Annotated in this window: 24 protein-coding genes, 1 tRNA gene and 1 pseudogene; 13 read left to right on the forward strand and 13 right to left on the reverse strand. The window is 67.3% G+C overall.

The window, feature by feature from the left end:
• The first annotated feature begins 551 nt into the window (after positions 1 to 551).
• Positions 552 to 1646: a YjgN family protein gene (locus CF68_RS23725; RefSeq protein ID WP_035823539.1), complete on the forward strand. Its 1095-nt coding sequence runs from the start codon at positions 552 to 554 to the stop codon at positions 1644 to 1646.
• Between the two features lie 29 nt (positions 1647 to 1675).
• On the forward strand, positions 1676 to 2695 hold the full coding sequence (locus CF68_RS23730) for a M48 family metallopeptidase (protein ID WP_035823540.1): 1020 nt from the start codon (positions 1676 to 1678) through the stop codon (positions 2693 to 2695).
• 13 nt (positions 2696 to 2708) lie between these two features.
• Here CF68_RS23730 and lgt read toward each other — a convergent pair whose 3' ends face one another.
• Positions 2709 to 3527, reverse strand: coding sequence for a prolipoprotein diacylglyceryl transferase (lgt, locus tag CF68_RS23735; RefSeq protein ID WP_035823598.1), 819 nt, complete (start codon positions 3525 to 3527; stop codon positions 2709 to 2711).
• Between the two features lie 43 nt (positions 3528 to 3570).
• The gene (locus tag CF68_RS23740) at positions 3571 to 4491 is read right to left on the reverse strand and encodes a LysR family transcriptional regulator (RefSeq protein ID WP_035823541.1); all 921 of its coding nucleotides are present in this window, start codon (positions 4489 to 4491) and stop codon (positions 3571 to 3573) included.
• Positions 4492 to 4642: 151 nt separating this feature from the next.
• Here CF68_RS23740 and ilvD point away from each other — a divergent pair, with 151 nt between their 5' ends.
• The gene (ilvD, locus tag CF68_RS23745) at positions 4643 to 6316 is read left to right on the forward strand and encodes a dihydroxy-acid dehydratase (RefSeq protein WP_035823542.1); all 1674 of its coding nucleotides are present in this window, start codon (positions 4643 to 4645) and stop codon (positions 6314 to 6316) included.
• Positions 6317 to 6393: 77 nt separating this feature from the next.
• Here the strand turns inward: ilvD and CF68_RS23750 are convergent, their stop codons facing one another.
• The 3 genes from CF68_RS23750 to CF68_RS23760 are packed head-to-tail and all read right to left on the reverse strand — an operon-like array spanning position 6394 to position 8886.
• Positions 6394 to 6879 carry a hypothetical protein gene (locus tag CF68_RS23750; RefSeq protein WP_035823543.1) on the reverse strand — a complete coding sequence of 162 codons (486 nt, stop codon included), beginning with the start codon at positions 6877 to 6879 and terminating at the stop codon, positions 6394 to 6396.
• Positions 6876 to 7310: a DNA polymerase III subunit chi gene (locus CF68_RS23755; RefSeq protein ID WP_035823545.1), complete on the reverse strand. Its 435-nt coding sequence runs from the start codon at positions 7308 to 7310 to the stop codon at positions 6876 to 6878. The genes CF68_RS23750 and CF68_RS23755 overlap by 4 nt, the downstream gene beginning before the upstream one ends.
• Positions 7311 to 7347: 37 nt before the next feature.
• Positions 7348 to 8886 (reverse strand): leucyl aminopeptidase, encoded by a 1539-nt coding sequence (locus CF68_RS23760; RefSeq protein WP_035823547.1) that lies wholly within the window; start codon positions 8884 to 8886, stop codon positions 7348 to 7350.
• 187 nt (positions 8887 to 9073) lie between these two features.
• Between CF68_RS23760 and lptF the strand changes: the two genes are divergently transcribed.
• Genes lptF through CF68_RS23775 form a run of 3 tightly spaced genes read left to right on the forward strand, consistent with a single transcriptional unit; the run spans position 9074 to position 11770 of the window.
• Positions 9074 to 10201, forward strand: coding sequence for an LPS export ABC transporter permease LptF (gene lptF / locus CF68_RS23765; RefSeq protein ID WP_035823549.1), 1128 nt, complete (start codon positions 9074 to 9076; stop codon positions 10199 to 10201).
• Positions 10198 to 11364 (forward strand): LPS export ABC transporter permease LptG, encoded by a 1167-nt coding sequence (gene lptG / locus CF68_RS23770; RefSeq protein ID WP_035823551.1) that lies wholly within the window; start codon positions 10198 to 10200, stop codon positions 11362 to 11364. The genes lptF and lptG overlap by 4 nt, the downstream gene beginning before the upstream one ends.
• Positions 11365 to 11377: 13 nt before the next feature.
• Positions 11378 to 11770 (forward strand): sirohydrochlorin chelatase, encoded by a 393-nt coding sequence (locus CF68_RS23775; protein WP_035823553.1) that lies wholly within the window; start codon positions 11378 to 11380, stop codon positions 11768 to 11770.
• Between the two features lie 80 nt (positions 11771 to 11850).
• Here the strand turns inward: CF68_RS23775 and cobA are convergent, their stop codons facing one another.
• Genes cobA through CF68_RS23810 form a run of 7 tightly spaced genes read right to left on the reverse strand, consistent with a single transcriptional unit; the run spans position 11851 to position 18868 of the window.
• Complete coding sequence (gene cobA / locus CF68_RS23780) at positions 11851 to 12651, reverse strand: uroporphyrinogen-III C-methyltransferase (RefSeq protein ID WP_035823556.1); 801 nt, start codon at positions 12649 to 12651, stop codon at positions 11851 to 11853.
• A 27-nt stretch (positions 12652 to 12678) separates the two neighbouring features.
• A complete protein-coding gene (locus tag CF68_RS23785; protein WP_035823558.1) occupies positions 12679 to 13983 on the reverse strand; it encodes a sulfate adenylyltransferase subunit 1 in 1305 nt (434 codons plus the stop codon).
• A 25-nt stretch (positions 13984 to 14008) separates the two neighbouring features.
• Entirely contained in the window at positions 14009 to 14974 is a 966-nt protein-coding gene (cysD, locus tag CF68_RS23790; RefSeq protein WP_035823560.1) for a sulfate adenylyltransferase subunit CysD, read from the reverse strand.
• An 11-nt stretch (positions 14975 to 14985) separates the two neighbouring features.
• On the reverse strand, positions 14986 to 15789 hold the full coding sequence (locus CF68_RS23795; RefSeq protein ID WP_035823562.1) for a phosphoadenylyl-sulfate reductase: 804 nt from the start codon (positions 15787 to 15789) through the stop codon (positions 14986 to 14988).
• Complete coding sequence (locus CF68_RS23800; protein WP_035823564.1) at positions 15786 to 16367, reverse strand: DUF934 domain-containing protein; 582 nt, start codon at positions 16365 to 16367, stop codon at positions 15786 to 15788. The genes CF68_RS23795 and CF68_RS23800 overlap by 4 nt, the downstream gene beginning before the upstream one ends.
• 16 nt (positions 16368 to 16383) lie before the next feature.
• The gene (locus CF68_RS23805) at positions 16384 to 18066 is read right to left on the reverse strand and encodes a nitrite/sulfite reductase (protein ID WP_035823567.1); all 1683 of its coding nucleotides are present in this window, start codon (positions 18064 to 18066) and stop codon (positions 16384 to 16386) included.
• A gap of 28 nt (positions 18067 to 18094) precedes the next feature.
• Positions 18095 to 18868: a sulfite exporter TauE/SafE family protein gene (locus CF68_RS23810; protein ID WP_035823569.1), complete on the reverse strand. Its 774-nt coding sequence runs from the start codon at positions 18866 to 18868 to the stop codon at positions 18095 to 18097.
• A gap of 166 nt (positions 18869 to 19034) precedes the next feature.
• On the opposite strand from CF68_RS23810, the gene CF68_RS23815 reads away from it, so the two are divergent.
• From CF68_RS23815 to CF68_RS23830, 4 genes are all read left to right on the forward strand, one after another.
• Positions 19035 to 19976, forward strand: a complete 942-nt coding sequence (locus CF68_RS23815) for a CysB family HTH-type transcriptional regulator (RefSeq protein ID WP_035823571.1) — start codon at positions 19035 to 19037, stop codon at positions 19974 to 19976.
• An 86-nt stretch (positions 19977 to 20062) separates the two neighbouring features.
• Positions 20063 to 21226, forward strand: a complete 1164-nt coding sequence (locus CF68_RS23820; RefSeq protein ID WP_035823573.1) for a class I SAM-dependent methyltransferase — start codon at positions 20063 to 20065, stop codon at positions 21224 to 21226.
• A gap of 87 nt (positions 21227 to 21313) precedes the next feature.
• The gene (locus tag CF68_RS23825; protein WP_035823575.1) at positions 21314 to 22480 is read left to right on the forward strand and encodes an ABC transporter substrate-binding protein; all 1167 of its coding nucleotides are present in this window, start codon (positions 21314 to 21316) and stop codon (positions 22478 to 22480) included.
• Between the two features lie 30 nt (positions 22481 to 22510).
• Entirely contained in the window at positions 22511 to 23392 is an 882-nt protein-coding gene (locus CF68_RS23830; RefSeq protein ID WP_035823577.1) for an NAD(P)-dependent oxidoreductase, read from the forward strand.
• A 22-nt stretch (positions 23393 to 23414) separates the two neighbouring features.
• On the opposite strand, the gene CF68_RS23835 is transcribed toward CF68_RS23830, so the two are convergent.
• Positions 23415 to 24335 carry an alpha/beta hydrolase gene (locus tag CF68_RS23835; RefSeq protein WP_035823579.1) on the reverse strand — a complete coding sequence of 307 codons (921 nt, stop codon included), beginning with the start codon at positions 24333 to 24335 and terminating at the stop codon, positions 23415 to 23417.
• 150 nt (positions 24336 to 24485) lie between these two features.
• Here CF68_RS23835 and CF68_RS23840 point away from each other — a divergent pair.
• The 3 genes and pseudogenes from CF68_RS23840 to CF68_RS23850 all read left to right on the forward strand — a co-directional run.
• Positions 24486 to 24570 (forward strand) — tRNA-Leu (locus CF68_RS23840).
• A 194-nt stretch (positions 24571 to 24764) separates the two neighbouring features.
• A complete protein-coding gene (locus CF68_RS23845) occupies positions 24765 to 25508 on the forward strand; it encodes a M48 family metallopeptidase (RefSeq protein ID WP_035823580.1) in 744 nt (247 codons plus the stop codon).
• A gap of 383 nt (positions 25509 to 25891) precedes the next feature.
• Positions 25892 to 26644, forward strand: a pseudogene (locus tag CF68_RS23850) (SMP-30/gluconolactonase/LRE family protein); the annotation flags it as partial.
• Between the last annotated feature and the right edge of the window lie 2 nt (positions 26645 to 26646).

Here is a 26646-nt window from a genome sequence, read left to right on the forward strand (position 1 = left end):
CCTGAAAATACTGCAGTACTGCTTTTCATCGTCGGCGGGTACTTTCAAAAGTATCTGCCGCGTGGGTCCATGGATTGCCGGCGCTGGCCCTGCGCCCCCCCTTTGAAACGCGCTTGCGCGCGGATTTTCCCGTCGCCCTGGCTGTACGTGAAGTGCCGGCAAGTGTGGCCTGTCAGCCGTCACTCCCTCCCTGGCACTTCCGTTGGCGGCTGTGGCTTGCCGCTCATCTTTGTAACAATCAAGATAGCGATTTACGTGCCAGCGTGACTAAGTCACTGATTTTATTGGCAACACGCATTCGGAAGTTGTTACAGAATACGTCTAGTGTAACAGGATGTTTCTAGAGTGTTACGAGGGTTTTCCCACATTTTCTTATACGCGTGCCCGCCTGGCGGCAATGGCATATGCAGATTGTGCCGTGGTCGCTATTTATCAGTGCGAGAATGTGAGCGCATCGCCGCAAATGCCCGATCTAAAGTGGTTGCATTTCTGAAACTGCGGCCGAGGCCGCAATCCTGACTGTCGCTTTCCACACACACTGGAGCTCCGCCATGCAAGCTGGCAGCGATTTCACCCTGGCCGGTACCCCGGCAGACGAGACACCGGCGCCTGCCGAGCCGCGCTACGCCGTGCCGCGGCCGCTGGGCCTGTCCTTTACCGGATCCGGTTCAGAGTACTTCCGTATCTGGATCGTCAATGCACTGCTGACCATCGTCACCTTCGGCATTTATTCGGCCTGGGCCAAGGTGCGCACGCTGCAGTATTTCTATCGCAACACGCGGCTCGACGGCGCGAGTTTTGACTACCACGGCAAGCCGTCCGCGATCCTGAAAGGCCGCGCCATCGTGTTCGCGCTGGTGCTCGCCTTCCAGTTCGCCTCGACGGTCTCGCCCTTCCTTGCGCTGGCGATGCTGGTGGCGCTGCTGGCGGTGTTCCCCCTGTTGCTGGTGCGCTCATTGCGTTTCCGCATGGCCAACTCCAGCTACCGCGGCCTGCGCTTCGCCTTCACCGGCGGCGATGCCGATGCCTACAAGGTGTTCGTGCTGTGGCCGCTGGCCGCGGTGGCCACGCTGGGCCTGCTTGGGCCGCTGGCGCACCAGCGCTTCAAGCGCTACCAGCATAACCACACCCGCTTCGGCACCGCACCGTTTGCCTTCCACGCCGGCGCGGGCGATTTCTACGGCGTCTACCTGCGTGCCTTCGGCGTGATGGTCGCGCTGGTGGCGGCCGCGGCGCTGGCCGGCTTCGTGCTGGGCGTGACCGCGTCGGGCAAGGCGGGCGCGATGCTGTCGTTCGGCATCGGCGTGGGCGGTTTCTACCTGGCGCTGCTGGCCGTCAGCCCTTATGTGATGGCGCGCCTGCAGAATGTCGTGTGGAGCCATACCACGCTGGCGCCGCATGCGTTCCGCAGCGAGGTGGGGGCCGGCCGCATGGTCTTTATCTTCGTCACCAACCTGATCGCCATCGCGCTGACGCTGGGCCTGTACCTGCCGTTCGCGCGGGTGCGTTCGGCGCGCTACCGGCTCGAATGCGTGACCATGCTGGCGGCGGGCCCGCTCGACACCTTCGTGGCCGGCGAGGCGCAACAAGTCGGTGCGCTGGGCGATGCGGCGGTAGACTGGTACGACATCGACATCGCGCTCTGAGCACGCCGTGCGCTGACCCCGCCCGCACCATGATCCCAGTCACCTTCTTCGATGGCCGCTCGTCGCGCGCGCATCCGGCCACGCTGGCGGTTGAGGCGCAGCAGGCCGTGCTGCGCGACGACTCCGGCGCCGAGCTGCGGCGCGCGCCGCTGTCGGACGTGCGCGTGTCCGAGCGCGTGCGCCGCGCGCCGCGGCTGGTCACCTTTGCCGACGGCGCCTTCTGCGAGATCACCGACCACGCCGCCTTCGACCACATGCTGGCCGCGACCGGCCATCGCGACAGCCTGGTGGCGCGCGCGCAGAACAGCTGGCGCCTGGCCGGCCTGGCCGTGGCAGCGCTGGTGGCGGTGCTGGTGCTGGGCTATTACGTGCTGCTGCCGTGGGGCGCCGGCATGATGGCGCGCGCGGTGCCGCCCGAGGTGGAGGCCCATCTGGGCAAGCTGACGCTGGCGAGCCTGGACAACGGCATGGTCAAGCCGACGCAGCTGCCGCCCGCCGAGCAGCAACGCATCCGCTCGGGCTTCGCGGCGCTGAAGCGCCCGCGCGATGCCGGCCACGATTACCAGATCCTGTTCCGCCAGGGCGGCGAGATCGGCGCCAATGCGCTGGCGCTGCCGGGCGGCACCATCGTCGTCACCGACGAGCTGGTCAGCCTGGCCGGCACCGGCACCGGCATGATGGGCGTGCTGGCCCATGAAGCCGGCCATGTCGCCAACCGGCACGGCTTGCAGCAGGTGATCCAGGGGTCGGCGCTGGCGGCGCTGTCAGCCTACCTGTTCGGGGATATCTCGACGGTGCTGGCCGGGGTGCCGGCCGCGATCCTGACACTGCGCTATTCACGCGACCACGAGCGCGAGGCCGATGCCTTTGCGATCGAGGTCATGCAGCGCAACGGACTGCCGCCCGCGGCGCTGGCCGATGTGCTGGTCAGGCTGGACCACCGGCGCGGCGCGGCGTCGGACGCCGAGCCGGAACGCGGCCAGGACTTCATGTCGACCCACCCGCATACGCAGGCGCGCATCGACGCCTTGCGCCGCGCCGGCAAATAGCGCGGACGGGTTCTTAGGCCACCGGCTGCGATGCGCCGGCGCCGGGCTCGCGCCGGTAGGCCCACACCACCATGGCGATGCCGGCCAGGATCATCGGCAGGCTCAGCCACTGCCCCATCGACAGCTTCAGCGCCAGCAGGCCCAGGAAGTTGTCGGGCTCGCGCGCGAATTCCGCGGCAAAGCGGAAGGCACCATAGCCGATCAGGAACACGCCCGACACCGCGCCCATCGGCCGCGGCTTGCGCGCGAACAGCCACAGGACGATGAACAGCGCCACGCCCTCGCCGGCAAACTGGTACAGCTGCGACGGATGGCGCGGGATGTTGTCGCCCGCCTGCGGGAAGATCATGCCCCACGGCAGGTCGGTGGCGCGGCCCCACAGCTCGCCGTTGATGAAGTTGCCGATGCGCCCGGCGGCCAGCCCGCAGGGGATCATCGGCGCGATGAAGTCGGTCACCTCCATCCAGTGGCGCCGGCGCAGTTTGCCGAACAGCCACATCGCCACGACCACGCCCAGGAAGCCGCCGTGGAAGGCCATGCCGCCTTCCCACACCTTGAGGATCTCGAGCGGATGGGCCAGGTAGTACGACGGCTTGTAGAACAGCACATAGCCCAGCCGCCCGCCCAGGATCACGCCCAGCACGCCGAAGAACAGCATGTCGTCCAGGTCGCGCGTGGTCCAGCCCTTGGCCGCGATATGCGGCTGGCGGATGCGCAGGCGCCCGAAGCCCAGGAACATGATGAACCCGGCCAGGTACATCAGCCCGTACCAGCGGATGGCAAGCGGGCCCAGGTGGATGGCAACCGGGTCGAACTGGGGATGAATCAGCATGTTGGCGTGAATGGAGTTTGAAAAGGCCGCAGCCTGCGTATTGTCAGTGGCCGGCTGCACCGGCTTCTTGTGCAAGCGCGGTCGCAATATCGATGAACGAGCGCAGCACCGGCGCCACGCCGGCGGACGCGCCGTCGCGCCAGACCAGCCCGGTCTCGATCTGCGGGCCGGCCTCGCGCAGCGCCAGGTAGGACACCCCGGTGCGGCGAAGGTTGCACAGCGACGCCGGCACCAGCGCCACGCCCATGCCCGCGGACACGAGGCTGACGATGGTCTGCATCTGGATGGCTTCCTGCGCGATCACGGGCACCAGGCCCTCGCGCGCATAGTAGCCCGTAATGATGTCATAAAACGCCGGCGCGCTTCGGCGCGGGAAGATGATCAGCGGTTCATGGGCGGCCTCGCGCAGCGAGACCGTGCCGTCACCCGCCGGCCGCCAGCCGTCGGGCACGGCCAGCACCAGCGGCTCGCTCACCAGCGGCAGGTAGGCCAGCCCGTGCGGCATGGCCGGCAGCTGCGGCCGGATCACCAGGCCGGCGTCGATCGCCCCCTCCATCAACGCCTCGAGCTGCACGTCGCTGGTGGCCTCGCGCAGTTGCAATTGCACCTCCGGGTGCCGGGCGCGAAAGCGCCGCAACAAGTCGGGCAGGATGCCGTAGTCGGCGGTGCTGACAAAGGCCAGCGACAGCGACCCCACCTCGCCGCGCGCCAGCCGCTGCGCCAGCCCGGGCAGCGCCGCGGCATCGGCCAGCACGCGCCGCACCTCGGGCAGCCACTGCTGGCCGGCCGGCGTCAGCGCCACCGAGCGCCGCGTGCGCGCGAACAGCTGCACGCCGATTTCCTCTTCCAGCGCCTGGATCTGCTGCGACAACGGCGGCTGCGGCATCGACAGGCGCCCTGCCGCGCGGCCGAAATGCAACTCTTCCGCCACAGTGACGAAGTAACGCAACTGACGCAGGTCCAAACGCGCTCCTGATATGTTTTTCGACTCAATAAAGGTCAAATAATATATTTGACACTCCAAAACGCAAGCGTCATTCTTTGGCCCACAACATCGCCGCCGTGCGTTCATGCAGCGCGGAGCGGCACTGAAGTTCCCCCGGAGATTCCCCACCATGGCATTCAACAAACGCTCGCAGAACATCACGCAAGGCGTGGCGCGTTCGCCCAACCGTTCGATGTACTACGCACTCGGCTACAAGAAGGAAGACTTCGACAAGCCGATGGTGGGCATCGCCAACGGCCACTCGACCATCACCCCCTGCAACGCCGGCCTGCAGCGCCTGGCCGATGCGGCCATCGACGCGATCAAGGCCTCGGACGCCAACCCGCAGGTGTTCGGCACGCCGACCATCTCGGACGGCATGTCGATGGGCACCGAGGGCATGAAGTACTCGCTGATCTCGCGCGAGGTCATCGCCGACTGCATCGAGACCGCCGCGCAGGGCCAGTGGATGGACGGCGTGGTCGTGATCGGCGGCTGCGACAAGAACATGCCGGGCGGCATGATCGCACTGGCGCGCACCAACGTGCCGGGCATCTACGTCTACGGCGGCACCATCAAGCCGGGCAACTGGAAGGGCAAGGACCTGACCATCGTGTCGTCGTTCGAGGCCGTGGGCGAATTCACCGCCGGGCGCATGAGCCAGGAAGACTTCGAAGGCGTGGAAAAGAACGCCTGCCCGTCGACCGGCTCATGCGGCGGCATGTACACCGCCAACACCATGAGCTCGTCGTTCGAGGCGCTGGGCATGTCGCTGCTGTACTCGTCGACCATGGCCAACCCGGACCAGGAGAAGGTCGACAGCGCCGCCGAATCGGCGCGCGTGCTGGTCGAGGCGATCAAGCAGGACATCAAGCCGCGCGACATCATCACGCGCAAGTCGATCGAGAACGCCGTGGCGCTGATCATGGCCACCGGCGGCTCGACCAATGCCGTGCTGCACTACCTGGCCATCGCCCACGCCGCTGAAGTGGAATGGACCATCGACGACTTCGAGCGCATCCGCCGCAAGGTGCCGGTGATCTGCAACCTGAAGCCGTCGGGCCAGTATGTGGCGACCGACCTGCACAAGGCCGGCGGCATTCCGCAGGTCATGAAGATCCTGCTCAAGGCCGGCATGCTGCATGGCGACTGCCTGACCATCACCGGCCGCACGCTGGCTGAAGAGCTGGAAAACGTTCCCGACACCCCGCGCGCCGACCAGGACGTGATCCTGCCGATCGAGAAGGCGCTGTACAAGGAGGGCCACCTGGCCATCCTGAAGGGCAACCTGGCCGAAGAAGGCGCGGTCGCCAAGATCACCGGCCTGAAGAACCCGGTCATCACCGGCCCGGCGCGCGTGTTCGAGGACGAGCAAAGCGCGATGGAAGCCATCCTGGCCGACAAGATCAACGCCGGCGACATCCTGGTGCTGCGCTACCTGGGCCCCAAGGGCGGCCCCGGCATGCCGGAAATGCTGGCCCCGACCTCGGCCATCATCGGCAAGGGCCTGGGCGAGTCAGTCGGCTTTATCACCGACGGCCGCTTCTCGGGCGGCACCTGGGGCATGGTGGTCGGCCACGTCGCGCCGGAAGCGTATGTGGGCGGCACCATCGCGCTGGTGCAGGAAGGGGATTCGATCACCATCGACGCGCACAAGCTGCTGCTGCAGTTGAACGTGGCGGATGAAGAGCTGGCCAGGCGCCGCGCCGGCTGGAAGCAGCCGGCACCGCGCTACACCCGCGGCGTGCTGGCGAAGTTCTCGAAGCTGGCGTCGACGGCGAGCAAGGGTGCGGTGACGGACTGATCCGGGTCCGAACCATGAAAAAAGCCTGCGAGAGATCGCAGGCTTTTTTGTTGGTTACCGTCAGGACGCGCCCGGGCTCAATCCCCGCCCGGCGTCTTCTCGATCTCCTCCAGCGTCGCATCCAGCCATTCCACCAGCCGCGCCTCCAGCGACTGCGTCAGCTCGCTGGCCAGTTGCGCCGTCAGCGGCGCCAGCCGCGACTGCAGCGTGGCTTCGGTATGGGCCGCCACGACCTGCGGCCATTCGGTGCGAAAGCGCATCATCACGCGCGTCAGCAATTCGGTGCGCACGGCACGCAGGTCGTCCTCGCCCGGGGCGCCGGTGTCTGCCGGCATCGCCGATGCCGGCGCGGCGCCCTCGTCAGCCACGGCGTCGCCGGTATCGCCGACATGCATGACCAGGCCCGAATCGGCCATGCCGAAGGTATCGATCACGCCCTCTGGCGAAGCGGCAGCCGGCGCTGCTGCCCCTACATCCGGCAGTTCGAACACCTCGGTCAGCAGCGGGATACTGTCGTTCGGATCGAGCCGCGGGATCACCCGCGAGGTGGTGCGTTCGCTCATGCGGCGTCTCCCTTGGGCTGGCCGATGTCGTGGTGCGTCAGCGGATAGCCGCGTTCGCGGTAGAAACGGTAGCGCTGGCGGCCCGCCTCGCGCGCGGCATCGCCCGCGCCCACCACCTCGATCAGCCGTTCGAAGCTGGCAAACTGCGCCGGGACCTGGTCTGCCAGGTTGATCAGCAGCTGGTGGTGCGGCACGCCTTCGGTGGTGGCGGCCAGCAGGATCGGCGTGACCGCCGCATTGGGGCTTTCCAGCCCGCAATGCGGCAGGAAGTCCAGCGCAGAGAAGGTCCACAGGCGCGCATCCAGGTCCGCCAGCTGCGCCGGCGCCCCGTGGATCACCACCTTCTGCCCTGCGCCGTAGGCCTTGCGGACCAGCCGGCAGACATAGCCGAGCACGTCCGGCACGTTGCTGTGGAAATCGATGCGCGTCATGGACCCTTGCTGCCTCTGTTGCCTGCCGCCGCTGCCATCAGGCCGCGCGGTCCATCAGGAACTGCGCCAGCAGCGGCACCGGGCGGCCGGTGGCCCCCTTGGCCGCGCCGCTCTTCCAGGCGGTGCCGGCGATGTCCAGGTGGGCCCAGTCGTATTTCTCGGTGAAGCGCGACAGGAAACACGCCGCCGTCACGCTGCCGGCCGGGCGGCCGCCGATATTGCCCATGTCGGCAAAGTTGGACTTGAGCTGATCCTGGTACTCGTCGTCCAGCGGCATGCGCCAGGCGGTGTCCATGGCGCGGCGGCCGGCCTGCAGCACGGCATCGGCAAGCGCGTCGGAGCGCGCGTACAGGCCGCTGTTGACGTGGCCAAGCGCGATGATGCAGGCACCCGTCAGGGTGGCCACGTCGATTACCGCGGCCGGCTTGAAGCGCTCCACATAAGTCAGCGCGTCGCACAGGATCAGGCGGCCTTCGGCGTCGGTGTTCAGGATCTCGATGGTCTGGCCGGACATGCTGGTGACCACGTCGCCCGGCTTGGTGGCGATGCCGCTGGGCATGTTCTCGCAGGTCGGCACCACGGCGATGACGTTGAGCTTCAGGCCCATCTCGGCCACGGCCTGGATCGTGCCCAGCACCGAGGCGGCGCCGCACATGTCGTACTTCATCTCGTCCATGCCCTCGCCCGGCTTGAGCGAGATGCCGCCGGTGTCGAAGGTGATGCCCTTGCCCACCAGCACCACCGGGGCCTGCTTGGCGCCGGCGCCGTCGTAGCGCAGCACGATGAACTGCGGCGGCTCTTCGCTGCCCTTGGTCACGGCCAGGAAGGCCCCCATGTTCAGGGCCTCGATCTGCTTGCGGCCCAGCACCTCGGCCTTGAGCTTGTGGCGCTTGGCAATGCCGCGTGCGGTATTGGCCAGGTAGGTCGGCGTGCAGATATTGGACGGCAGGTTGCCCAGATCGCGCGTCAGCTCCATGCCGTTGGCGACGGCGGTGCCGCGCACCACGGCCTGGGTGGCGGCGCGGGCATCGCCGCTGTCGACCGCGATCACGACCTTGCGCAGCGAGGACTTGTCGTTGCCGTTGGGCTTGCCGTTGGCATTGGCGCGCTTCAGACCCGGATGTCGCTCAAGCAGGCGATAGCCGGCTTCGCGCACCAGCGTGATGGTGGTGATCACGCCCCAAGCCACATCGCGCTGCTGCGGCGCCTGTTGCGCCAGGCACCACAGGGCCGAGGCCGCACGCGTGGACGACAAGGCACGCACGGCGGTGCGGACCGCGTCGGCAAAGGACTTGTCGCTGAAATCGGCTTCCTTGCCCAGGCCCACCAGCAGCACGCGCGCGGCGCCCACGCCGGCCACCTCATGCAGCATCAGCTGGGTGCCGCGCTTGCCCTCGAAATCGCCCTGCTTGACCAGCCGCCCCACCAAGCCCTTGGTGGCCACATCCAGTGCCTTGGCCACTCCGGCCAGGTTCTGGCCTTCGAACAGGCCGACCACCAGGCAGTCGGTCTTGGTCGCCAGGAAACCATTTTGGCCGGCTTTGCTCCAATCCAAGGCTTTTGTGCTAAATTCCATCGCGCTTCCTTCCAGGGGCTCGTTAGACACGAAAGCCTCCATTATCCGCGATTTTTATCCCGCGACCTGCCGCCGCTGATACGCCCCGGCCACGCTGACAGCATGTTGTGCTGCCAGCCAGCTGTTCTGCCAGGCACCTCGCACGGCACATCGCCCGCTCCGGCCGGCAGCCCGGAACCGAACCCGCATGATCCTTCAACAAGCCCTGCGACGCGAGCTTGCCTACACCGCCGGGGCGGTGTTCCTGGTGATGCTGACCTTCATGCTCACCTCGCTCGTGATCCGCATCCTGGGGATGGCCGCCAACGGCAAGGCCAGCCCCAACGACGTGCTGATGCTGATCGGCCTGGCCACCATCGGCTACCTGTCGATCCTGCTCTCGGCCACGCTCTTCATTTCCACCCTGATCGTGCTGACGCGCTGGTACAAGGACTCGGAGATGGTGGTGTGGTTCTCGGCCGGCATCTCGCTGCGCGACCTGGTCAAGCCGGTGCTGCAGTTCGCGGCACCCTTCGTCGTGCTGGCGCTGCTGCTGGGCATGTTTGCCTGGCCCTGGGCCAACCAGCAGAGCGCGCTGTTCCGCGACCGCTTCGAGCAGCGCGGCGTGATGTCGATGATTGCCGCGGGGCGCTTTATCGAGCCGGCCAAGGCCAACTACGTGCTGTTCATCGAGGGCATGGATGCCGACATGAAGTATGCGCGCAATGTCTTCGTCGCCAACTCCGAGGCCGACAAGATCGGCGTGGCGCTGGCGCACCAGGGCAAGTTCGAGACCATGCCCAACGGCGACCGCCTGGTGGTGATGGAGAACGGCCGCCGCTACTCGGGCACGCCCGGCCAGATCGACTACCGCATCGTTGAATTTGAACGCTACGCGGTCAAGGTGGACAACAAGCCGCCTGAGTCCGAGGCCAGCCTGCCGCCCAAGAGCCGCGACACCATCGAGCTGATCCGCAACCCCACGCGCGAGAACCTGGGCGAGCTGATCTGGCGCATCTCGCTGCCGATCCTGGCCTTCAACTTCGTCATGATCGCAATTCCGCTGGCCTACGTTAACCCGCGCCTGGGCCGCTACACGCCGCTGGTGTTCGCGGTGCTGATCTACCTGACCTACAGCAACCTGATCAACCTGACGCAGTCCTGGGTGCGCTCGGGCGCAATCCCGTTCTGGCTGGCCTGGTGGCCGATCCACCTGGCGGTGTTCCTGGGGGCGCTGATGCTGTTCCGCTACCGGCAGAACCGCAGCCTGGGCGGGTGGCGCGCCGTATTCGGCCTGCGCAAGCGCGATGCCGCGGCTACCGGGGGCCGGGCATGAGGATCCTGCACGTCTATGAACGCTACTTCGGCCGCCTGATCTATGGCGTGTTCGCCTTCATCCTGTTCGCGGTGCTGTCGCTGTTCGTGTTCTTCGACATGCTCAACGAGCTGGAGAACGTCAACAACCAGTACACCTCGCTGGTGGCGCTGTTCCACGTCCTGCTGCAGGCACCCACGCGGGTGTATGAGGTGCTGCCGATCGCGGTGCTGATCAGCGCGATCTACGTGTTCTCGCAGCTGGCCAGCCAGTCCGAGTACACCATCTTCCGCGTGGCCGGCCTGAACACGCGCCAGGCGCTGTTCTCGCTGTTCAAGCTGGCGGTGCCGCTGGCCATCGTGACCTTTGTCTTCGGCGAATTCATCGGCCCCCGCGCCGAGCAGTACGCGCAGAAGATCAAGCTCGAGGCGATCGGCGCAACCGTGTCGTCGGGCTTCCGTTCCGGCGTCTGGGTCAAGGACCGCGACAAGGATGCCGCCACCGGCGGCGGCGAGATCACCCGCTTCGTCAACGTGGCGGGGTTGCGGCCGGACCAGACCATCACCGGCATCACCATGTATGAGTTCGACCCGCAATACCGCCTGCGCGTGATCCGCGTGGCGCAGGAGGGGCGCTACCAGGGTGGCCAGTCGTGGGAACTGCAGGGCGTCAACGAGACCCGCTTCATCGAGCTGGCGCCCCCGGCGCAGGGGGCGAAGCCGGCACGCGATGCGCTGGCCCCGGACTTCCGCGCCGAGCAGGTCAAGTTCCCGCGCGTGACCATGCATTCCGAGCTGACGCCGCAGATCCTGTCGGTGCTGCTGGTGACGCCTGAGCGGATGTCGACGCTGGACCTGTTCCGCTATATCCGCCACCTGCGCGACAACAAGCAGGACACGCAGCGCTATGAGATCGCCTTCTGGAAGAAGGTGATCTACCCGCTGACGCTGTTCGTGATGATGGCGCTGGCCCTGCCCTTCGCCTACCTGCACGCCCGTGCCGGCGCCGTCGGCGTGAAGGTGTTCGGGGGCATCATGCTGGGGCTGTCGTTCCACTTGTCGAACACGCTGTTCTCGCACGTCGGCCTGCTGCATACCTGGCCGCCGATCATCTCGGCACTGGTGCCAGGCACGCTCTACCTGATGGTGGCGCTGCTGGCGCTGCGCTGGGTGGACCGGCACTGAGGGGCGGGCTGCCATGACTGCACCCACCCGGGCCCTGGTCCTGTTTGCGCATGGCGCGCGCGATGCGCGCTGGCGCGAGCCGTTCGACCGCCTGCTGCAGAAGGTGGCCGCTGCCCTGCCCGGGTGCGAGGTGCGGCTGGCATTCCTGGAACTGATGACGCCCGCGCTGCCCGACGCGCTCGCGGACCTGGCAGCGCACGGCGTGTCCGACGCCACCGTGGTGCCGGTGTTCCTTGGCCAGGGCGGCCACCTGCGGCGCGACCTGCCGGCCTTGCTCGACCAATGCCGGCAAGCGCATCCCGCGCTGCGCATCCATTGCGCGACGGCAGCAGGCGAGGCCAATGCGGTGCTGGATGCGATCGCGGCATACTGCGTTGCCTCAATGCCCGCAAGCGGCCAGCCCTGAGCAGAAACGTGGTCCTCCATGACAAAAGCCCTGTACCGGCATGCCGGTACAGGGCTTTTTTTTAGTAGTGCGCAGCGCGCTCAGGCAGCGCGCGGCGTCTGCACGACGGTTTCGCCCACGCCTTCGCGCGGCGTTTCGGTAGCCCGCGCAGCCAGCGCCGCCCCGATCATCAGCAGGCTCGGCTGCACCGGATCGATCCAGGCAGCGGCCTCGCCCGCTGCCATCCGGCCCAGCGTGAATTCACGACTACGCTGCCGCGGCGTGCTGGCGGCTTCCACCACCCACGCCGGCGTGGACGCCGGCTTGCCATGCGCGATCAGCTGCGCGGCAATCGACGCCGCCTGGTCGCGGCCCATGTAGTAGACCAGCGTATCGGCCTTGACCGCGGCTTCGATATCGGCCGAGCCCTCGCCATCCGCAGCCTTCGCCTGCGTGGCAAACGCCACGCTGCGCGACACACCGCGCTTGGTCAGCGGCTTGCCGATCGCCGAAGCGGCCGCCAGCGCCGCCGTGATGCCCGGCACCACTTCATACTCGATGCCAGCGGCTTCCAGCGCCTGCAGTTCTTCGTCGGCGCGGCCGAACAGCATCGGGTCGCCGCCCTTCAGGCGCACCACGCGTTCGTACTTGCTGGCCAGGTCGACGATCTGGCGGTTGATGAACAGCTGCGCGGTGGAGCGCTGCCCGCAGCGCTTGCCCACCTCGACCAGCTCGGCCTGCGGACACCAGGCCAGCATCTCCGGCGCTACCAGTGCATCGTGCAGCACCACCTGGGCTTCGCCCAAAAGCCGTGCACCACGCACCGTAATGAGGTCTGCCGCACCGGGGCCTGCCCCGATGAGGAACACCTTGCCGTAAGTCTTCTGCGCCTGCTTGTCCATCTGCTGCCCCTTTCCTGTCGTTACCGATCAGGAGAACGCACGGATCATGCCCGCGGCCACCGTGTGGTTGGTCGCTTCGTCGATCAGCACGAAGGCACCCGTTGCCGGGTTATCGCCGTAGGCATCGCACACGATCGGCTTCTGCAGCGAGATCTGCACCGAACCGATGTCGTTCAGGCGGATATCGTGGCGGCCGGTCTCGTGCGACAGCGTGTGCACGTCCAGCACGCGGTCCACCGCCGACACGCGCGCGAACACGCTGGCCGTGGTGTGCTTGAGCACATACTTGCGCGCCGGGTTCAGCGATTCGTCGTCGAACCAGCACAGGTCGGCCTGCAGCTTCTTGGCCGGCGCGGTGGCGGCATCGGCGGCGACGAACATGTCACCGCGTGATACATCGACGTCCTCGGACAGGCGCACGGTGACCGTGTCGCCGACATTGGCCGATTCGGCGGCGCCGTTGGGCGTCAGCACTTCGGTCACCACGGCCTCGCGGTTGGCGGGCAGCACGCGCAGCTTCTGGCCCACGCGCACGGTGCCGGCTTCGATACGGCCGGCATAGCCGCGGAAATCGTCCGACTGGGAGCCGTCCTGGCGGATCACCAGCTGCACCGGGAAGCGCAGCGCTGCGTCATCCTCGGGCGCGGCTTCTTCCACCGGCAGCTCTTCCAGCAGCGGCAGCAGCGGCTCGCCCTGGTACCAGGCCATGGCATCGCTCTCATGCACGATGTTGTCGCCGCGCAGCGCCGATACCGGCACGTAGCGCACGTCCTTCAGGCCGAGCTGGGCGGCCAGTTCGGTGTAGGCGGTGCGGATCTCGTTGAAGCGCTGTTCGCTGTAGTCGACCAAGTCCATCTTGTTGATGGCCACGATCACGTGCCGGATTTCCAGCAGCTTCAGGATCGCCGAGTGGCGCTTGGTCTGCGCCAGCAGCTCGGCACGGCCGTTGGTAACGGTGACGCGGGTGGCATCGACCAGCACGATGGCCGCGTCCGCGGTCGAGGCGCCGGTGACCATGTTGCGGGTGTACTGCTCGTGGCCCGGGGTATCCGCGATGATGAACTTGCGGCGCGCGGTCGAGAAGTAGCGGTAGGCCACGTCGATGGTGATGCCCTGCTCGCGCTCGGCTTCCAGCCCGTCGGTCAGCAGCGAGAAGTCGATCTGCTCGCCGGCGGTGCGCTTGTTCTTGGCGTTGGCCAGCGCGGTCAGCTGGTCGGACAGCACGGCCTTGCTGTCGTAGAGCAGGCGGCCGATCAGCGTGCTCTTGCCGTCGTCGACGGAGCCGGCGGTGATGAAGCGCAGCAGGCCTTGATGGGTTGCTTGGTGAGTCATGTCTGGATCCTTTGCTGCGTGCGGCTTAGAAGTAGCCTTCCTTCTTGCGGCGTTCCATCGAGGCTTCGCTCGTCTGGTCGTCCATGCGGGTGGCGCCGCGCTCGGTGATCTCGGTCACCGCGGTCTCGGCGATGATCGCTTCCGGCGAATCGGCAACGCTGGCCACCGGGCAGGTGCAGCTGATGTCGCCCACGGTGCGGAAGCGCACCGACAGCACTTCGCTGACATCGCCGTCCTGCTTGGGCGTGATCGGCGTGACCGGCACCAGCAGGCCGCTCTTGCGCACCACTTCGCGCTGGTGCGCGTAGTAGATCGGCGGCAGCGCCAGCTTTTCGCGGGCGATGTACTGCCACACGTCCAGCTCGGTCCAGTTCGAGATCGGGAACACGCGCATCTGCTCGCCCTGCGCCATGCGGGCGTTGTACAGGCTCCACAGCTCGGGGCGCTGGGCCTTGGGGTCCCACTGGCCGAACTCGTCGCGGAACGAGAAGATACGCTCCTTGGCGCGGGCCTTCTCTTCGTCGCGGCGGGCACCGCCCATCAGCGCGTCGAACTGGTGCTCGCCGATGGTTTCCAGCAGGGTCACGGCCTGGGCCGCGTTGCGCGAATCGGTTTCCTTGCGCAGGCGCACGGTGCCGCGCTTGATCGAGTCCTCGACATGGCCCACCACCAGGCGCGCGCCCAGCTCAGCCACGCGCTGGTCGCGGAAGGCGATCACTTCCGGATAGTTGTGGCCGGTGTCGATATGCACCAGCGGGAACGGCAGCTCGATCTTGCGGTCGCCCAGGCGGAAGGCCTTCAGCGCAAGGTGCAGCATCACGATCGAGTCCTTGCCGCCCGAAAACAGCAGCGCCGGGTTGCGGCACTCGGCCACCACCTCGCGGATGATGTAGATCGACTCCGCTTCGAGGCGGTCGAGGTGATCGTTCTGTACTTGCAACAGGTGCGCCACGCTGCTGGTGGCTTCTGCGATGTCGTTCATGATGCCCATTTTTTCCGGCCTCAATGCTTGATGTTTTGTTCGTGAAGCCCGCACTCTTTCGAGTCCTTGCTCTCCCACCACCAACGTCCCGCACGGACATCCTCGCCCGCGCGCACGGCACGCGTACACGGCTCGCAGCCGATGCTCGGGTAGCCCTTGGCGTGCAGGTCGTTGACGGGCACGTTGTGGCGCTTCAGGTAGGCCCACACTTCGGGCTCGCTCCAGTCCGCAAGCGGATTGAACTTGGGGATACCGCGGGCTTCGTCCTGTTCCTCGAACGGCAGCTCGGAGCGCGTGACCGCCTGCTCGCGGCGCTGGCCGGTCAGCCAGGCGTCGGCGTGCGAGAGCGCGCGGTTGAGCGGCTCGACCTTGCGGATGCCGCAGCATTCCTTGCGCAGGTCGATGCTGTCGTAGAAGGCGTTCAGCCCGTGCTTCTTCAGGTAGTTCTCGACGGCCTCGGCGTCCGGCGTGAACTGCTCGATGCTGTAGCCGTAGTGCGCCTGCACCTTGTCCAGCACTGCCAGCGTCTCGGCGTGCAGGCGCCCGGTCTGCAGCGTGAACACGCGGATGCCGGCGCGCACGGCTTCGGTGCCGCGCAGGATCGCGTCGGTCAGCACCATGTCCTCGGCCGCCAGGCTCGAGGCAAAGCGCGCGCGGAAGAAGCGGCCGGCGATGCCCGCCAGGCGCTCGCCCAGCTCGCGCTCCTTCTGCTCCAGCGCGGCGATGCTGCCGGTGTATTCCGGCGCAACCCACAGCGCAGGCGGACGCAGCGCCGACGCCGCACCGGCGTCGACCACGGCGATGTCGCTCAGCACCGTGCTCATGCCGCTTCCTTCGGTTGCGCGCCAACCTCTGCCCGCGCACGGCGGAACAGCGGCAGCGGCTCATCCACCGAAGCCTGGTAGGTCACGGTGAACTCGGTGAAGCCCTTGATGGCGTCGTCGATGTTCTTGTCGGCGCGCACCGCGAAGGCGTCGAAGCCGCAGCGCTTCATGAAGTTGAGCTGGTCGCGCAGCACGTCGCCGATTGCGCGCAGCTGGCCCTTCCAGTGGTAGCGGGTGCGCAGCAGGTAGGCCGTGGAAAAGCCGCGGCCGTCGCGGAATACCGGGAAGTCCACCGCCACCAGCGCCACGCGCGCGAAGTACGCCTCGGCATCGGCCGGCTCGTCTTCCGGGGCCAGCCATACGCCGGTGCGGGCCGCGTCGCGGCCGGCCAGCAGCGCTTCGTTGGCCTTGAACACCGACAGCGGGAACAGCACCGCGTCCTGGCTTTGCACGGCCGCGGCGATCTGCTCGTCGGTCAGCGGCTGCTCGGCGGTGCCGCGCAGCACGGTCCAGGCGTCATCGACGATGACGGGGGCGACGGTAGCGCCGTCCTGTTGCAGTTGAATGATCTTTGCCATGTTCAGTCTCCGGTCCTCAGGCTTCAGCGCGCTCGCGCGGCTGCTTGTCGGCATAAACGCGCTCCTTGAACGGGGCGATGCCGATGCGGGACAGGGTTTCGATAAAGCGTTCGTCTTCGATGCGGTTGGCCACGAAGGTGTCGATGATGCGGGTCACCACCTCGGGCATTTCCTCGGCGCTGAACGACGGGCCGATCACCTTGCCCAGCGCGGTCTGGTTGCCCTGGGCGCCGCCCAGCGTGACCTGGTACCACTCCGAACCATCCTTGTCGACGCCCAGCACGCCGATATTGCCGACGTGGTGGTGGCCGCAGGCGTTGATGCAGCCCGAGATGTTCAGCGAGATCTCACCCAGGTCATAGACATAGTCGAGGTCGTCGAAGCGCTCCTGGATCGCCTGCGCGATGGGGATCGACTTGGCGTTGGCCAGCGAGCAGAAGTCGCCGCCCGGGCAGGCGATGATGTCGGTCAGCAGGCCGATGTTCGGGGTGGCCAGGCCGGCCTTCTTGGCCAGTTGCCACAGCGCGTACAGGTCCTGCTTCTTCACGTCCGGCAGGATCAGGTTCTGCTCGTGCGCGACGCGCAGCTCGCCGAAGCCGAACTGGTCGGCCAGGTCGGCCACGGCTTCGATCTGCGCGTCGGTGGCATCCCCCGGGGGCGAGGCCACGCCCGGCTTGGTCGACAGCGTCACCGCGGCGTAGCCCGGCACCTTGTGGCCGTGCACGTTGCGGCTGACCCAGCGCGCAAAGGCCTTGTCTTCCAGCAGGTGGTTCTCGTACGAAGCGTCGGTGTCGGCCAGCTTTTCATAGGCGGGCGGCGTGAAGTACTGCGCCACGCGGTCGAACTCGGCCTGCGTCAGCGTGGCCGGGCCGTCCTTGCTGTGCTGCCACTCTTCCTCGACTTCCTGCGCGAACTTGTCCGCGCCGATGGCCTTCACCAGGATCTTGATGCGCGCCTTGTACTTGTTGTCGCGGCGGCCATAGCGGTTGTACACGCGGATGGCCGACTCGACGTAGGACAGCATGTGCTGCCACGGCAGGTCGTCCTTGATGATCGTGCCCAGGATCGGCGTGCGGCCCAGGCCGCCGCCGGCCAGGATGCGCAGGCGGGTTTCGCCTTCGGCGTTCTTGTAGGCGTAGATGCCGATGTCATGCATCTGCACCACGGCGCGGTCGTCGGCCGAGGCGGAGATGGCGATCTTGAACTTGCGCGGCAGGAAGGCGAATTCCGGCTGGAAGGTGCTCCACTGGCGCAGCAGCTCGGCCAGCACGCGCGGGTCCACCGACTCGTCCGGCGCGATGCCGGCGAAGTGGTCGGTGGTGATGTTGCGCACGCAGTTGCCCGAGGTCTGGATGGCGTGCATCTCGACGCTGGCCAGCTCGGCCAGCACGTCGGGCACGCGCTCCAGTTCCATCCAGTTGTACTGGATGTTCTGGCGGGTCGAGAAGTGGCCATAGCCGCGGTCGTACTCGCGCGCGATATGGCCCAGCTTGCGCATCTGCTTCGACGACAGCAGGCCGTACGGAATCGCCACGCGCAGCATGTAGGCGTGGCGCTGCATGTACAGGCCGTTCTGCAGGCGCAGCGGCAGGAATTCTTCCTCGGTCAGCTCGTCGGACAGGCGGCGGCGCACCTGGTCACGGAACTGGGCGACGCGCTCGGCGACGATGCGCTGGTCATATTGATCGTACTGATACATGGCGGGGTCCGTTCAGTATTCGTTGAATTCAGGAAACGAGCTTGATGGCGACCAGCGTCAGCGTGGTCGCCAGTGCGGCACGCACCAGCCGTTCGGGCAGCGCCCGCGACAGTTGCGCGCCCAGCCAGATGCCGGGGATCGAACCCACCAGCAGCGCCAGCAGCAAATTCCAGTTGACCGTGCCAAGCCACACATGGCCCAGCCCGGCAAGCGCCGTCAGCGGGACAGCGTAGGCAATGTCGGTGCCGGCCACTTCAGCCGGCTTCATATGGGGATACAGCAGCAGGATCAGCGTGGCGCCAACCGCGCCGGCGCCGATCGACGACACCGTCACCAGCACGCCGATCACGGCGCCGACCGCGATGGTGGCAATGACCTGGGCGCGGCCGTGCAGCTGGAAGCGCGGATTGCGTTCCAGCCAGGCCAGCATCTGCTTGCGGAACAGCAGCGACAATACGGTCAGCAGCACTGACACGCCGATGGTCACGCGGATCGCGTGCAGCCACTGGGCGTTGAGTTCACCTGCGCTCTTGAGCACCAGGATCGCGGCCACCGCGGTCGGCAGGCTGCCGATGCACAGGCGCCGCACCACCTGCCACTGCACATGGCCGTGGGCACGGTGCGCGATGGTGCCGAAGCCCTTGGTGATGGCGGCGAAGGCCAGGTCGGTGCCAACCGCGGTGGCCGGCGAAAAGCCGAACAGCAACGTCAGCAGCGGCGTCATCAACGAGCCCCCACCCACCCCGGTCAGACCGACGAGGACGCCTACAAACAGACCGGAAACCGTATAGGCAACAGACATGGGGGACTCGGTGGGAGCCTGGCCCGTGGGTCTCGCATCACAAAGTGGCTGCTGCGAGAGGACGCACTGAGGGCTGGCCATTAATTAACAAAGTTCGAGAATCGTAATAAACTGGCCTCATACCTCAAACTAATAAGAAGTTGTTTGTTTATACGAACCCAGATATATGAACCTGCACCAGTTTCGCTTCGTGCGTGAGGCCGTCCGGCAGAACTACAACCTGACTGAGGCCGCAAAAGCGCTCTACACGTCACAACCAGGTGTATCCAAGGCCATCATCGAGCTGGAAGAAGAGCTGGGCGTCGATATCTTTACCCGCCACGGCAAGCGCATCCGCAGCCTGACCGAGCCGGGCCGCCGCATCCTGAGCTCGGTCGAGAAGATCCTGCAGGAGGTGGAAAGCCTGAAGCGCGTCGGCATGGACTATGCGGCACAGGACCAGGGCAACTTCACCATCGCCACCACCCACACCCAGGCGCGCTACGCCCTGCCACGGGTGATCAGCGAGTTCACCAAGCGCTACCCCAAGGTGCGGCTGTCGATCCAGCAGGGCAACCCGGCGCAGATCGCCGACATGCTGCTGCATGACCAGGCCGATATCGGCATCGCCACGGAGGGCATCTCCAGCGACAAGAACCTGGTGTCGCTGCCGGGCTACCAGTGGACCCATATGGTGATTACGCCACCCGAGCATCCGCTGCTGGACAAGAAGCACCTGGCGCTGGAAGACCTGATGGGCTACCCGCTGATCACCTACGATGCCAACTTTGCCGGCCGGACCAAGATCGACAAGGCCTTCGCGCTGCGCCACCTGGAGCCGGACATCGTGCTGGAGGCCATCGACGCCGACGTGATCAAGACGTACGTGGAGATCGGGCTGGGCGTGGGCATCGTCGCCGGCGTCGCCTATGATGCCGAGCGCGACCGCAACCTGCGCGGCATTTCGGCCGGCCACCTGTTCGGCAGCAACGTGACCCACCTGGCCGTCAAGCAGGGTGCCTACCTGCGCAGCTTTGTCTACACCTTCATCGAGCTGTTCTCGCCGACGCTCAACCGCAAGCTGGTTGAGCAGGCCATGTCCGGCGAACACGAAGCCTACGAACTCTGAGGACGGCCCGCCGCCCCTCTCTCTATATAAGAAGCAAACCCAACCATGCATCTGCTGCCCATCACGCCCTGCCGGCCGGAGGCCCTGTGAGCGACCTGCCCCGCATTCACTGGACTGAGGACGGCGTCGAGCGCAGCGCCGCCTGGCGCTCTGAAGCCGGCCTGCCGCCGCCGCGCCGCGTGGTCATCGCCGACGACACCACCAGCGCCGACACCGCCTACCGCCTGGCCTGCGAGGGCACCGCGCTGCTGTGGCGCGGCGACTTCCAGAACGCGCGCCAGCTGCTGCACGCGCTGGCCCGCCGCACCGAGCGCAAGCCCAAGAAGGCCAGCCGCCCCGGCCAGAAAGCCAAGGACAAGGCCAAGGGCGGGGCCGCTTCGCCAACCGAGGCTTTCAACCTGCACCGGCTGGCCCAATCGCAGCGCGCCCGCACGCTGGGCATGCTGCTGCTGCCGTTCGAGGCCAGCCACGAAGTGCCGCTGCGCCGCGCACCGGATGTGCGCGACGCCTGCGAACAGGTCTACGGCCCGGCCAGCGAGCCCTACGTGGCATCGATGCGCGAGCTGCTGGGCATGATCGGCGCCTATGAATGGCGCAAGAAGGGCGTGGAGATCCCGGCGCTGGAAGACCGCATCCACCCCTGGTACGGCGTGTTCTCGCCGGTGCGCGGCGAGTATGTCGACCTGGTCGCGGCCGAGCCGCTGCCGGCCAGGACCCTCGCCTTCGATATCGGCACCGGCACCGGCGTGCTGGCCGCGGTGCTGGCCCGCCGCGGCGTGCAGCGCGTGGTCGCCACCGACCAGGACCCGCGTGCGCTGGCCTGCGCGCGCGAGAACATCGCGCAGCTTGGCTACGCCCGGGAGGTCGAGATCGTCGAGGCCGACCTGTTCCCTGAAGGCCGGGCGCCGCTGGTGGTGTGCAACCCGCCCTGGGTGCCGGCCCGGCCCAGCTCGCCGGTCGAGCGTGCGGTCTACGACCCCGACAGCGCCATGCTGCGCGGCTTCCTGCAGGGCCTGGCCGACCACCTGGCGCCGGGCGGCGAAGGCTGGCTGCTGCTGTCGGACCTGGCCGAGCATCTCGGCCTGCGCCCGCGCGAGGAACTGACGGGCTGGATCGAGGCCGCCGGGCTGAAGGTGCTGGGCCGCTCCGATATCCGCCCGCGCCACCCGCGCGCAACGGATGCCGCCGACCCGCTGCATGCGGCGCGTTCCGCCGAAGTGACCACGCTCTGGCGCCTGGGCGTGCGCTGACCAGCACGGCCGCGGCGGGGCGCAGGCGTGCCCCGCCGCGGCCGAGTTCGGCTATCCTTCCCGTCACATATAAGAACGGAGGAGACCATGCTGACACTGCCCCTGCGCCCCCTGCTGCTGGCCGGCGCCCTGCTCTTCACCAGCGCCGCCGCGCATGCCGACATCCGCGTCGGCATCGATGTGTCCACCACCGGGCCGGCGGCCTCGATCGGCATCCCCTCCAAGAACACCGTGCTGATGTGGCCGCAGACGCTGGGCGGCCAGAAGGCGCACTACGTGATCCTGGACGACGGCACCGACCCGGCCGCGGCGGTGCGCAACGTGCGCAAGCTGATCTCCGAGGAAAAGGTCGACGTGATCGTCGGCCCCAACATCACCCCCACCGCCATCGCCGCGCTCGACGCCGTGGCCGAGGGCGAGACTCCGATGGTGGCACTGGCCGCCTCGGCCTCCATTGTCGAGCCGCAGACCGACGCCAAGCGCCGCTGGGCCTTCAAGATGCCGCAGAACGACTCGCACATGGCGACCGTGCTGACCGAGTACATGAGCAACCACGGCGTCAGGACCGTCGGCTTTATCGGCTTTGCCGACGCCTACGGCGAGAGCTGGTGGCGCGAGTTCTCGAAGCTGGCCGAGGTGCGCAAGATCAAGGTGGTCGCCAACGAGCGCTTCTCGCGCAACGACACCTCGGTGACCGGGCAGGTGCTCAAGCTGATGGCGGCCAACCCGGACGCGATCCTGATCGCCGGCGCCGGCACGCCGTCCGTACTGCCGCAGAAAACGCTGGGCGAGCGCGGCTACAAGGGCAAGGTCTACCAGACCCACGGCATCGCCACCTGGGACTTCCTGCGCATGGGCGGCAAGGATGTGGAAGGCACGCTGTTCCCGACCGGGCCGGTGGTGGTCGCGCGCCAGCTGCCCGAGAGCCACCCGGTGCGCAAGGTGGCGCTGGACTTCGTCAACCGCTACGAAAGCAAGTACGGCGCCGACAGCGTCACGCAGTTTGCCGGCGACGCCTGGGGCGCGTGGATGCTGCTGGACGACGCCGCCCGCCGCGCGCTGAAGACCGGCGCCCAGCCCGGCACGCGCGACTTCCGCGCCGCCATGCGCGACGCGCTGGAAGCCACCACCAATCTCACCATCCCCAACGGCGTGATGAACCTGAACCCGAAGGACCACCAGGGCTTCGACCAGCGTTCGCGCGTGATGGGGGTGATCCGCAACGGCAAGTTTGCCTACGCGGGCGAGAAGTAAGCCCGCTGCAATACGAAAGGAAGCATCGACATGAGCACCAGCCACACCCCCACCACCGTCGCTTTCATCGGCCTGGGCGCCATGGGCTCGCACATGGTCCGCCACCTGCTGGCGGCCGGCCACACCGTGCGCGCCTTCGTGCGCCGCCCGGAAGCGGCCGAGGCCGCGCGCGCGCTGGGGGCGGAACCGTTCTTCACCCCGGCTGAAGCGGCGCGCGGCGCCAGCGTCGTCTTCACCAACGTGACCTCGTCCGAAGACGTGCGCGAAGTGCTGCTGGGCGAGCAGGGCGTGGTCCACGGCGCGGCGCCGGGCACCATCTGCGTGGACCACAGCACCATCTCGCCGATCGTCACGCGCGAGATCGCCGCGGCGCTGGCCGCGCGCGGCATCGAGGCGCTGGACTGCCCGGTCTCGGGCGGCACCATGGGCGCCGAGGCGGGCACGCTGACCATCATGGTCGGCGGCAAGCCCGAGATGCTGGAGCGCGTGCGCCCGCTGCTGCAGCAGTTGGGCAAGACCATCACCCATATCGGCGACCACGGCGCGGGCCAGGTTGCCAAGCTGTGCAACCAGATCGCGCAGGTGGTCAATATCGAAGGCATTGCCGAGGCCATGCGTTTTGCCGCCGCGCAGAATGTCGACACCGGCCGCGTGTTCGAGGCCATGGCGACCGGCATGGCCGGCAGCCGCATGCTCGACCTGATGGGCCCCAAGATGGTGGCGCGCAACTTCGCCGCCGGCATCGAGGCGCGGCTGCACGACAAGGACTTCGGGCTGGCGCGCGATATCGCCGAAGAAATCGGCCTGGACCTGCCCGCGATGCAGGCCACCTCGGCGCAGCTGCGCACGCTGATGGCCAACGGCTGGGGCAAGGACGACACCTCGTCGCTGCTGCGCGTGCTGGAGGGCTGACGCCCTTGCGCCCGGTGCGCGCTCAGCGCTCCATCAGCCGCAGCACCGCGCGCGTCAGGGCACCGTCCGGGCTGGCAAAGCTGTCCAGCACATTGAAGTGATGGCAGTCCGGCAGCACCAGGTCGCTCGCGGCCGGATGCGCCACCTTGGCCGGCCACGCCGCGCGGATCAGCGCGTGCTGGCGGTGGTATTCGGCGGCCTCGAGTTCCCCCACCGCGATCGCCAGCGGGGCACCGCTGGCCGGCGGCATATACGCGGGCGACAGCCGCGCGACATCGTCCTCCGAGAACCGCAGGTCGCGCTGCAGGAAGGCCGCGCGCCGCAGCGGCTCCATGTCGTACAGCCCGCTGACCGACAGCCCGCCCTTGACCAGGTCAACCGGCAGGTCCGCACCCAGCTTCGGCCAGCGCGCGGCCATCAGCATCGCCACCAGGTGGCCGCCGACGGAATGCCCCGCCAGGAAGAGCTTGTCCGGATCATGGCCCAGCCGGTCCGCCTGCCGGTACAGCCAGGCGACGCTGCGCAATACCTGCCGCACGATCTCCGGCACCGTCACCGCGGGCACCAGCGTGTAGTTCACCACCGCCACCGCCACCCCCAGCGCCGGCAGCGCGCTGGCAACAAAGCTGTGGTCGTGCTTGTCCAGCGCCCGGTAGTAGCCGCCGTGCACGAACACCAGCAGCGGCGGCAGCGCCCCGTTGGCCCGCTGCGCGGGGAAGTAGTCCAGCGTCTCTCCTTGCGCATGGCGCGAGTCCTCGCCGGCGTAGCTCAGGTCCGCCAGATAAGGGCTGCGTGCGCGCACCCCGGCGGACCACTGCGCCCAGCGCGCCATATGCACGGCGTTGTCCGGCACATTGGCACGGTTGTTGTATTCCCGGTCGTAGAAGCCGGGGTCCTGCGAAGGCAGGCTGGCGAGGCGCGCCAGCGAAGCTTGGTCGGTCATGGCGGTTCGGGAGTGATCGGGACGATGGGCGTGTGAGAGGCTGGGCGCCATGCTACCGGATTTGCGCGGCCCCGCGCCGGTTGTCCGACGACGGGATTTCCGGCATAATCGCCGGCTCAGCAAGGTACCGGTTCCGGTGCCCTACACCCTGCCCGGGTGGTGAAACAGGTAGACGCAGGGGACTCAAAATCCCCCGCCGCAAGGCGTGTCGGTTCGAGTCCGACCCCGGGCACCATCAGCTTCTTCCCGACTTGTTCCCAGCATTGCCTCCGTGGTGCCATCCCGGCCGCGGGTCGGCGCACGCCTCCTGGCCTCGGACGTGCCCTGCCAGCCACTTTGCCTGAGCGCCTGTCGGACAGCGCCCACTGGCGCGCCCTCGCCCGGCTTCCTATCCTATGGCATTGCCAACCCCCGTTCCCGGAGCGAACCATGAAGCGACTCGCCCTTTCCGCCCTCGCCTGTTCCGCGCTGCTGGCCGGCTGTGCCGGCGCCAATATGGAAAGCCTGACGCAGGCCGGCGGCAGCCTCTTTACCGCCGCCACGCTATCGGACAGCAACGTCAAGACGCTGTCCGACCAGTCATGCGCGGAAATGGACCAGAAGAACACCATCGCGCCGGCGGACAGCACCTACGCCAAGCGCCTGGCCAATGTGATGAGCGGGCTGGGCAACACCGGGCTGCCACTCAATGCCAAGGTGTATGTGACCAAGGACGTCAATGCCTGGGCCATGGCCAACGGTTGCGTGCGGGTCTACAGCGGCCTGATGGACCTGCTCAGCGACGATGAAGTGCGTGGCGTGGTGGGCCATGAGATCGGCCATGTGTCGCTGGGCCATACCAAGGCCGCGATGCAGGTGGCCTACACCACGGCGGCGGCACGCGGGCTGCTGGGGTCGACTGGCGTGGCTTCGCTGACGGCGCTGTCGTCGTCGCAGATCGGCGCGCTCGCCGAGCAGTTCGTCAATGCGCAATTCTCACAACGGCAGGAAACCGCGGCCGACGACTATTCGTTCGACCTGCTGACCAAAAACGGCGCCAACCGCCAGGCCCTGGCGTCGGCGTTCCGCAAGATGTCGACCCTCGATGGCGGACAGTCGAGCATGCTCAGCTCGCACCCGGGATCGCTGGAGCGCGCCAAGCATATCGAAGCCCGCCTGGCCGGCGGGCGCTGACAGCGGCGCATTTGCCCTTGCCGCCGCACCCGTTCGGGTGAGGCGGCACCTCCCTCCCGACTGCCCCGCTTCACTTCCCTCGCGCACCGCTCCCGACACCGGTTCCACACTCGCGCCGCCATGCGCGCGGTGTGTTGACTGCGCTTAATTCGCCGACAAAAGCTTTCACTACGCTGGCCGGAAACCGGCGGGGATAATGCCTCACGCTGCATTCGCACGGTTGATGCGGTCGCGCCCCTGCATGCGCGACCCGCGGCGCCAACGCTGCACCCGCCAGCAGCGGTGCGCGCGCCGTCACCGTGATTGCCGTGATCACCTTCATGCCCCAAGGACACGCTACCGCGCCATGGACATGCCCCGCCTGCGCTCGCCCCGCACCCATAGTCCTGCGCTGGAGCGCCGCGGATGGCATGTCGGTCTGGCGTACGGGAGCGGAGTTCACCAACGGCCACGCACTGGAGGCCGATGGCTCGCTGCTGCATTGCTCGCACGGACAGCGGGCCATCGTGCGGACGCGCCGCAGCGGTGACCGCTGGTGCGAAGACGAACTGGTCGTCAGCCACTATCAGGGGCGGCGCCTGAATTCGCCCAATGACATCGTGGTCAGGCGCGATGGCACCTTGTGGTTCACCGATCCGCCGTATGGAATCCTGTCGGACCGCGAAGGCCACCGGGCCGATCCCGAGCTGCGGCACAACTATGTGTTTCGCTACGATCCCGCCGTCGGAGCGCTGGAAGTCGCCACGGACTTTGTCGAAGAGCCGAACGGGCTGGCATTCTCTCCCGATGAAAACAGGCTCTATGTCTCAGATACCTCGGCGGCATTGCGCGACGATGGCCATCACCATATCGTCGCCTTCGACGTCGTTGCGGGGCGTGTGCTGGCCAACCCGCGGGTCTTCGCCGTCATCGCGCCCGGACTGCCGGACGGATTCCGCGTCGACCGGCGCGGCTGGCTCTTTACCAGCAGCGCCAGCGGCGTGCAGGTCTTCCATCCGGACGGGACCCGGCTGGCGCATATTCCCGTGCCGGAGAAGGTCGGCAACTTCGCCTTCGGCGGCGCCGAGGGCAATGCGTTGTTCATCGCCGCCAGCACTTCGCTCTACCGCCTGCGGCTCGGTCAGCGCCTGACGTGAGC

The organism is Cupriavidus sp. SK-4, from assembly GCF_000611125.1.
GTDB lineage: Bacteria > Pseudomonadota > Gammaproteobacteria > Burkholderiales > Burkholderiaceae > Cupriavidus > Cupriavidus necator.

Coding starts and splice junctions, on each gene's coding strand:
- CF68_RS23725 (WP_035823539.1), top strand. CDS start 552: ATGCAAGCTGGCAGCGATTTCACCCTGGCCGGTACCCCGGCAGACGAG.
- CF68_RS23730 (WP_035823540.1), top strand. CDS start 1,676: ATGATCCCAGTCACCTTCTTCGATGGCCGCTCGTCGCGCGCGCATCCG.
- lgt (WP_035823598.1), bottom strand. CDS start 3,527: ATGCTGATTCATCCCCAGTTCGACCCGGTTGCCATCCACCTGGGCCCG.
- ilvD (WP_035823542.1), top strand. CDS start 4,643: ATGGCATTCAACAAACGCTCGCAGAACATCACGCAAGGCGTGGCGCGT.
- CF68_RS23750 (WP_035823543.1), bottom strand. CDS start 6,879: ATGAGCGAACGCACCACCTCGCGGGTGATCCCGCGGCTCGATCCGAAC.
- CF68_RS23755 (WP_035823545.1), bottom strand. CDS start 7,310: ATGACGCGCATCGATTTCCACAGCAACGTGCCGGACGTGCTCGGCTAT.
- CF68_RS23760 (WP_035823547.1), bottom strand. CDS start 8,886: ATGGAATTTAGCACAAAAGCCTTGGATTGGAGCAAAGCCGGCCAAAAT.
- lptF (WP_035823549.1), top strand. CDS start 9,074: ATGATCCTTCAACAAGCCCTGCGACGCGAGCTTGCCTACACCGCCGGG.
- lptG (WP_035823551.1), top strand. CDS start 10,198: ATGAGGATCCTGCACGTCTATGAACGCTACTTCGGCCGCCTGATCTAT.
- CF68_RS23775 (WP_035823553.1), top strand. CDS start 11,378: ATGACTGCACCCACCCGGGCCCTGGTCCTGTTTGCGCATGGCGCGCGC.
- cobA (WP_035823556.1), bottom strand. CDS start 12,651: ATGGACAAGCAGGCGCAGAAGACTTACGGCAAGGTGTTCCTCATCGGG.
- CF68_RS23785 (WP_035823558.1), bottom strand. CDS start 13,983: ATGACTCACCAAGCAACCCATCAAGGCCTGCTGCGCTTCATCACCGCC.
- cysD (WP_035823560.1), bottom strand. CDS start 14,974: ATGGGCATCATGAACGACATCGCAGAAGCCACCAGCAGCGTGGCGCAC.
- CF68_RS23795 (WP_035823562.1), bottom strand. CDS start 15,789: ATGAGCACGGTGCTGAGCGACATCGCCGTGGTCGACGCCGGTGCGGCG.
- CF68_RS23800 (WP_035823564.1), bottom strand. CDS start 16,367: ATGGCAAAGATCATTCAACTGCAACAGGACGGCGCTACCGTCGCCCCC.
- CF68_RS23805 (WP_035823567.1), bottom strand. CDS start 18,066: ATGTATCAGTACGATCAATATGACCAGCGCATCGTCGCCGAGCGCGTC.
- CF68_RS23810 (WP_035823569.1), bottom strand. CDS start 18,868: ATGTCTGTTGCCTATACGGTTTCCGGTCTGTTTGTAGGCGTCCTCGTC.
- CF68_RS23815 (WP_035823571.1), top strand. CDS start 19,035: ATGAACCTGCACCAGTTTCGCTTCGTGCGTGAGGCCGTCCGGCAGAAC.
- CF68_RS23825 (WP_035823575.1), top strand. CDS start 21,314: ATGCTGACACTGCCCCTGCGCCCCCTGCTGCTGGCCGGCGCCCTGCTC.
- CF68_RS23830 (WP_035823577.1), top strand. CDS start 22,511: ATGAGCACCAGCCACACCCCCACCACCGTCGCTTTCATCGGCCTGGGC.
- CF68_RS23835 (WP_035823579.1), bottom strand. CDS start 24,335: ATGACCGACCAAGCTTCGCTGGCGCGCCTCGCCAGCCTGCCTTCGCAG.
- CF68_RS23845 (WP_035823580.1), top strand. CDS start 24,765: ATGAAGCGACTCGCCCTTTCCGCCCTCGCCTGTTCCGCGCTGCTGGCC.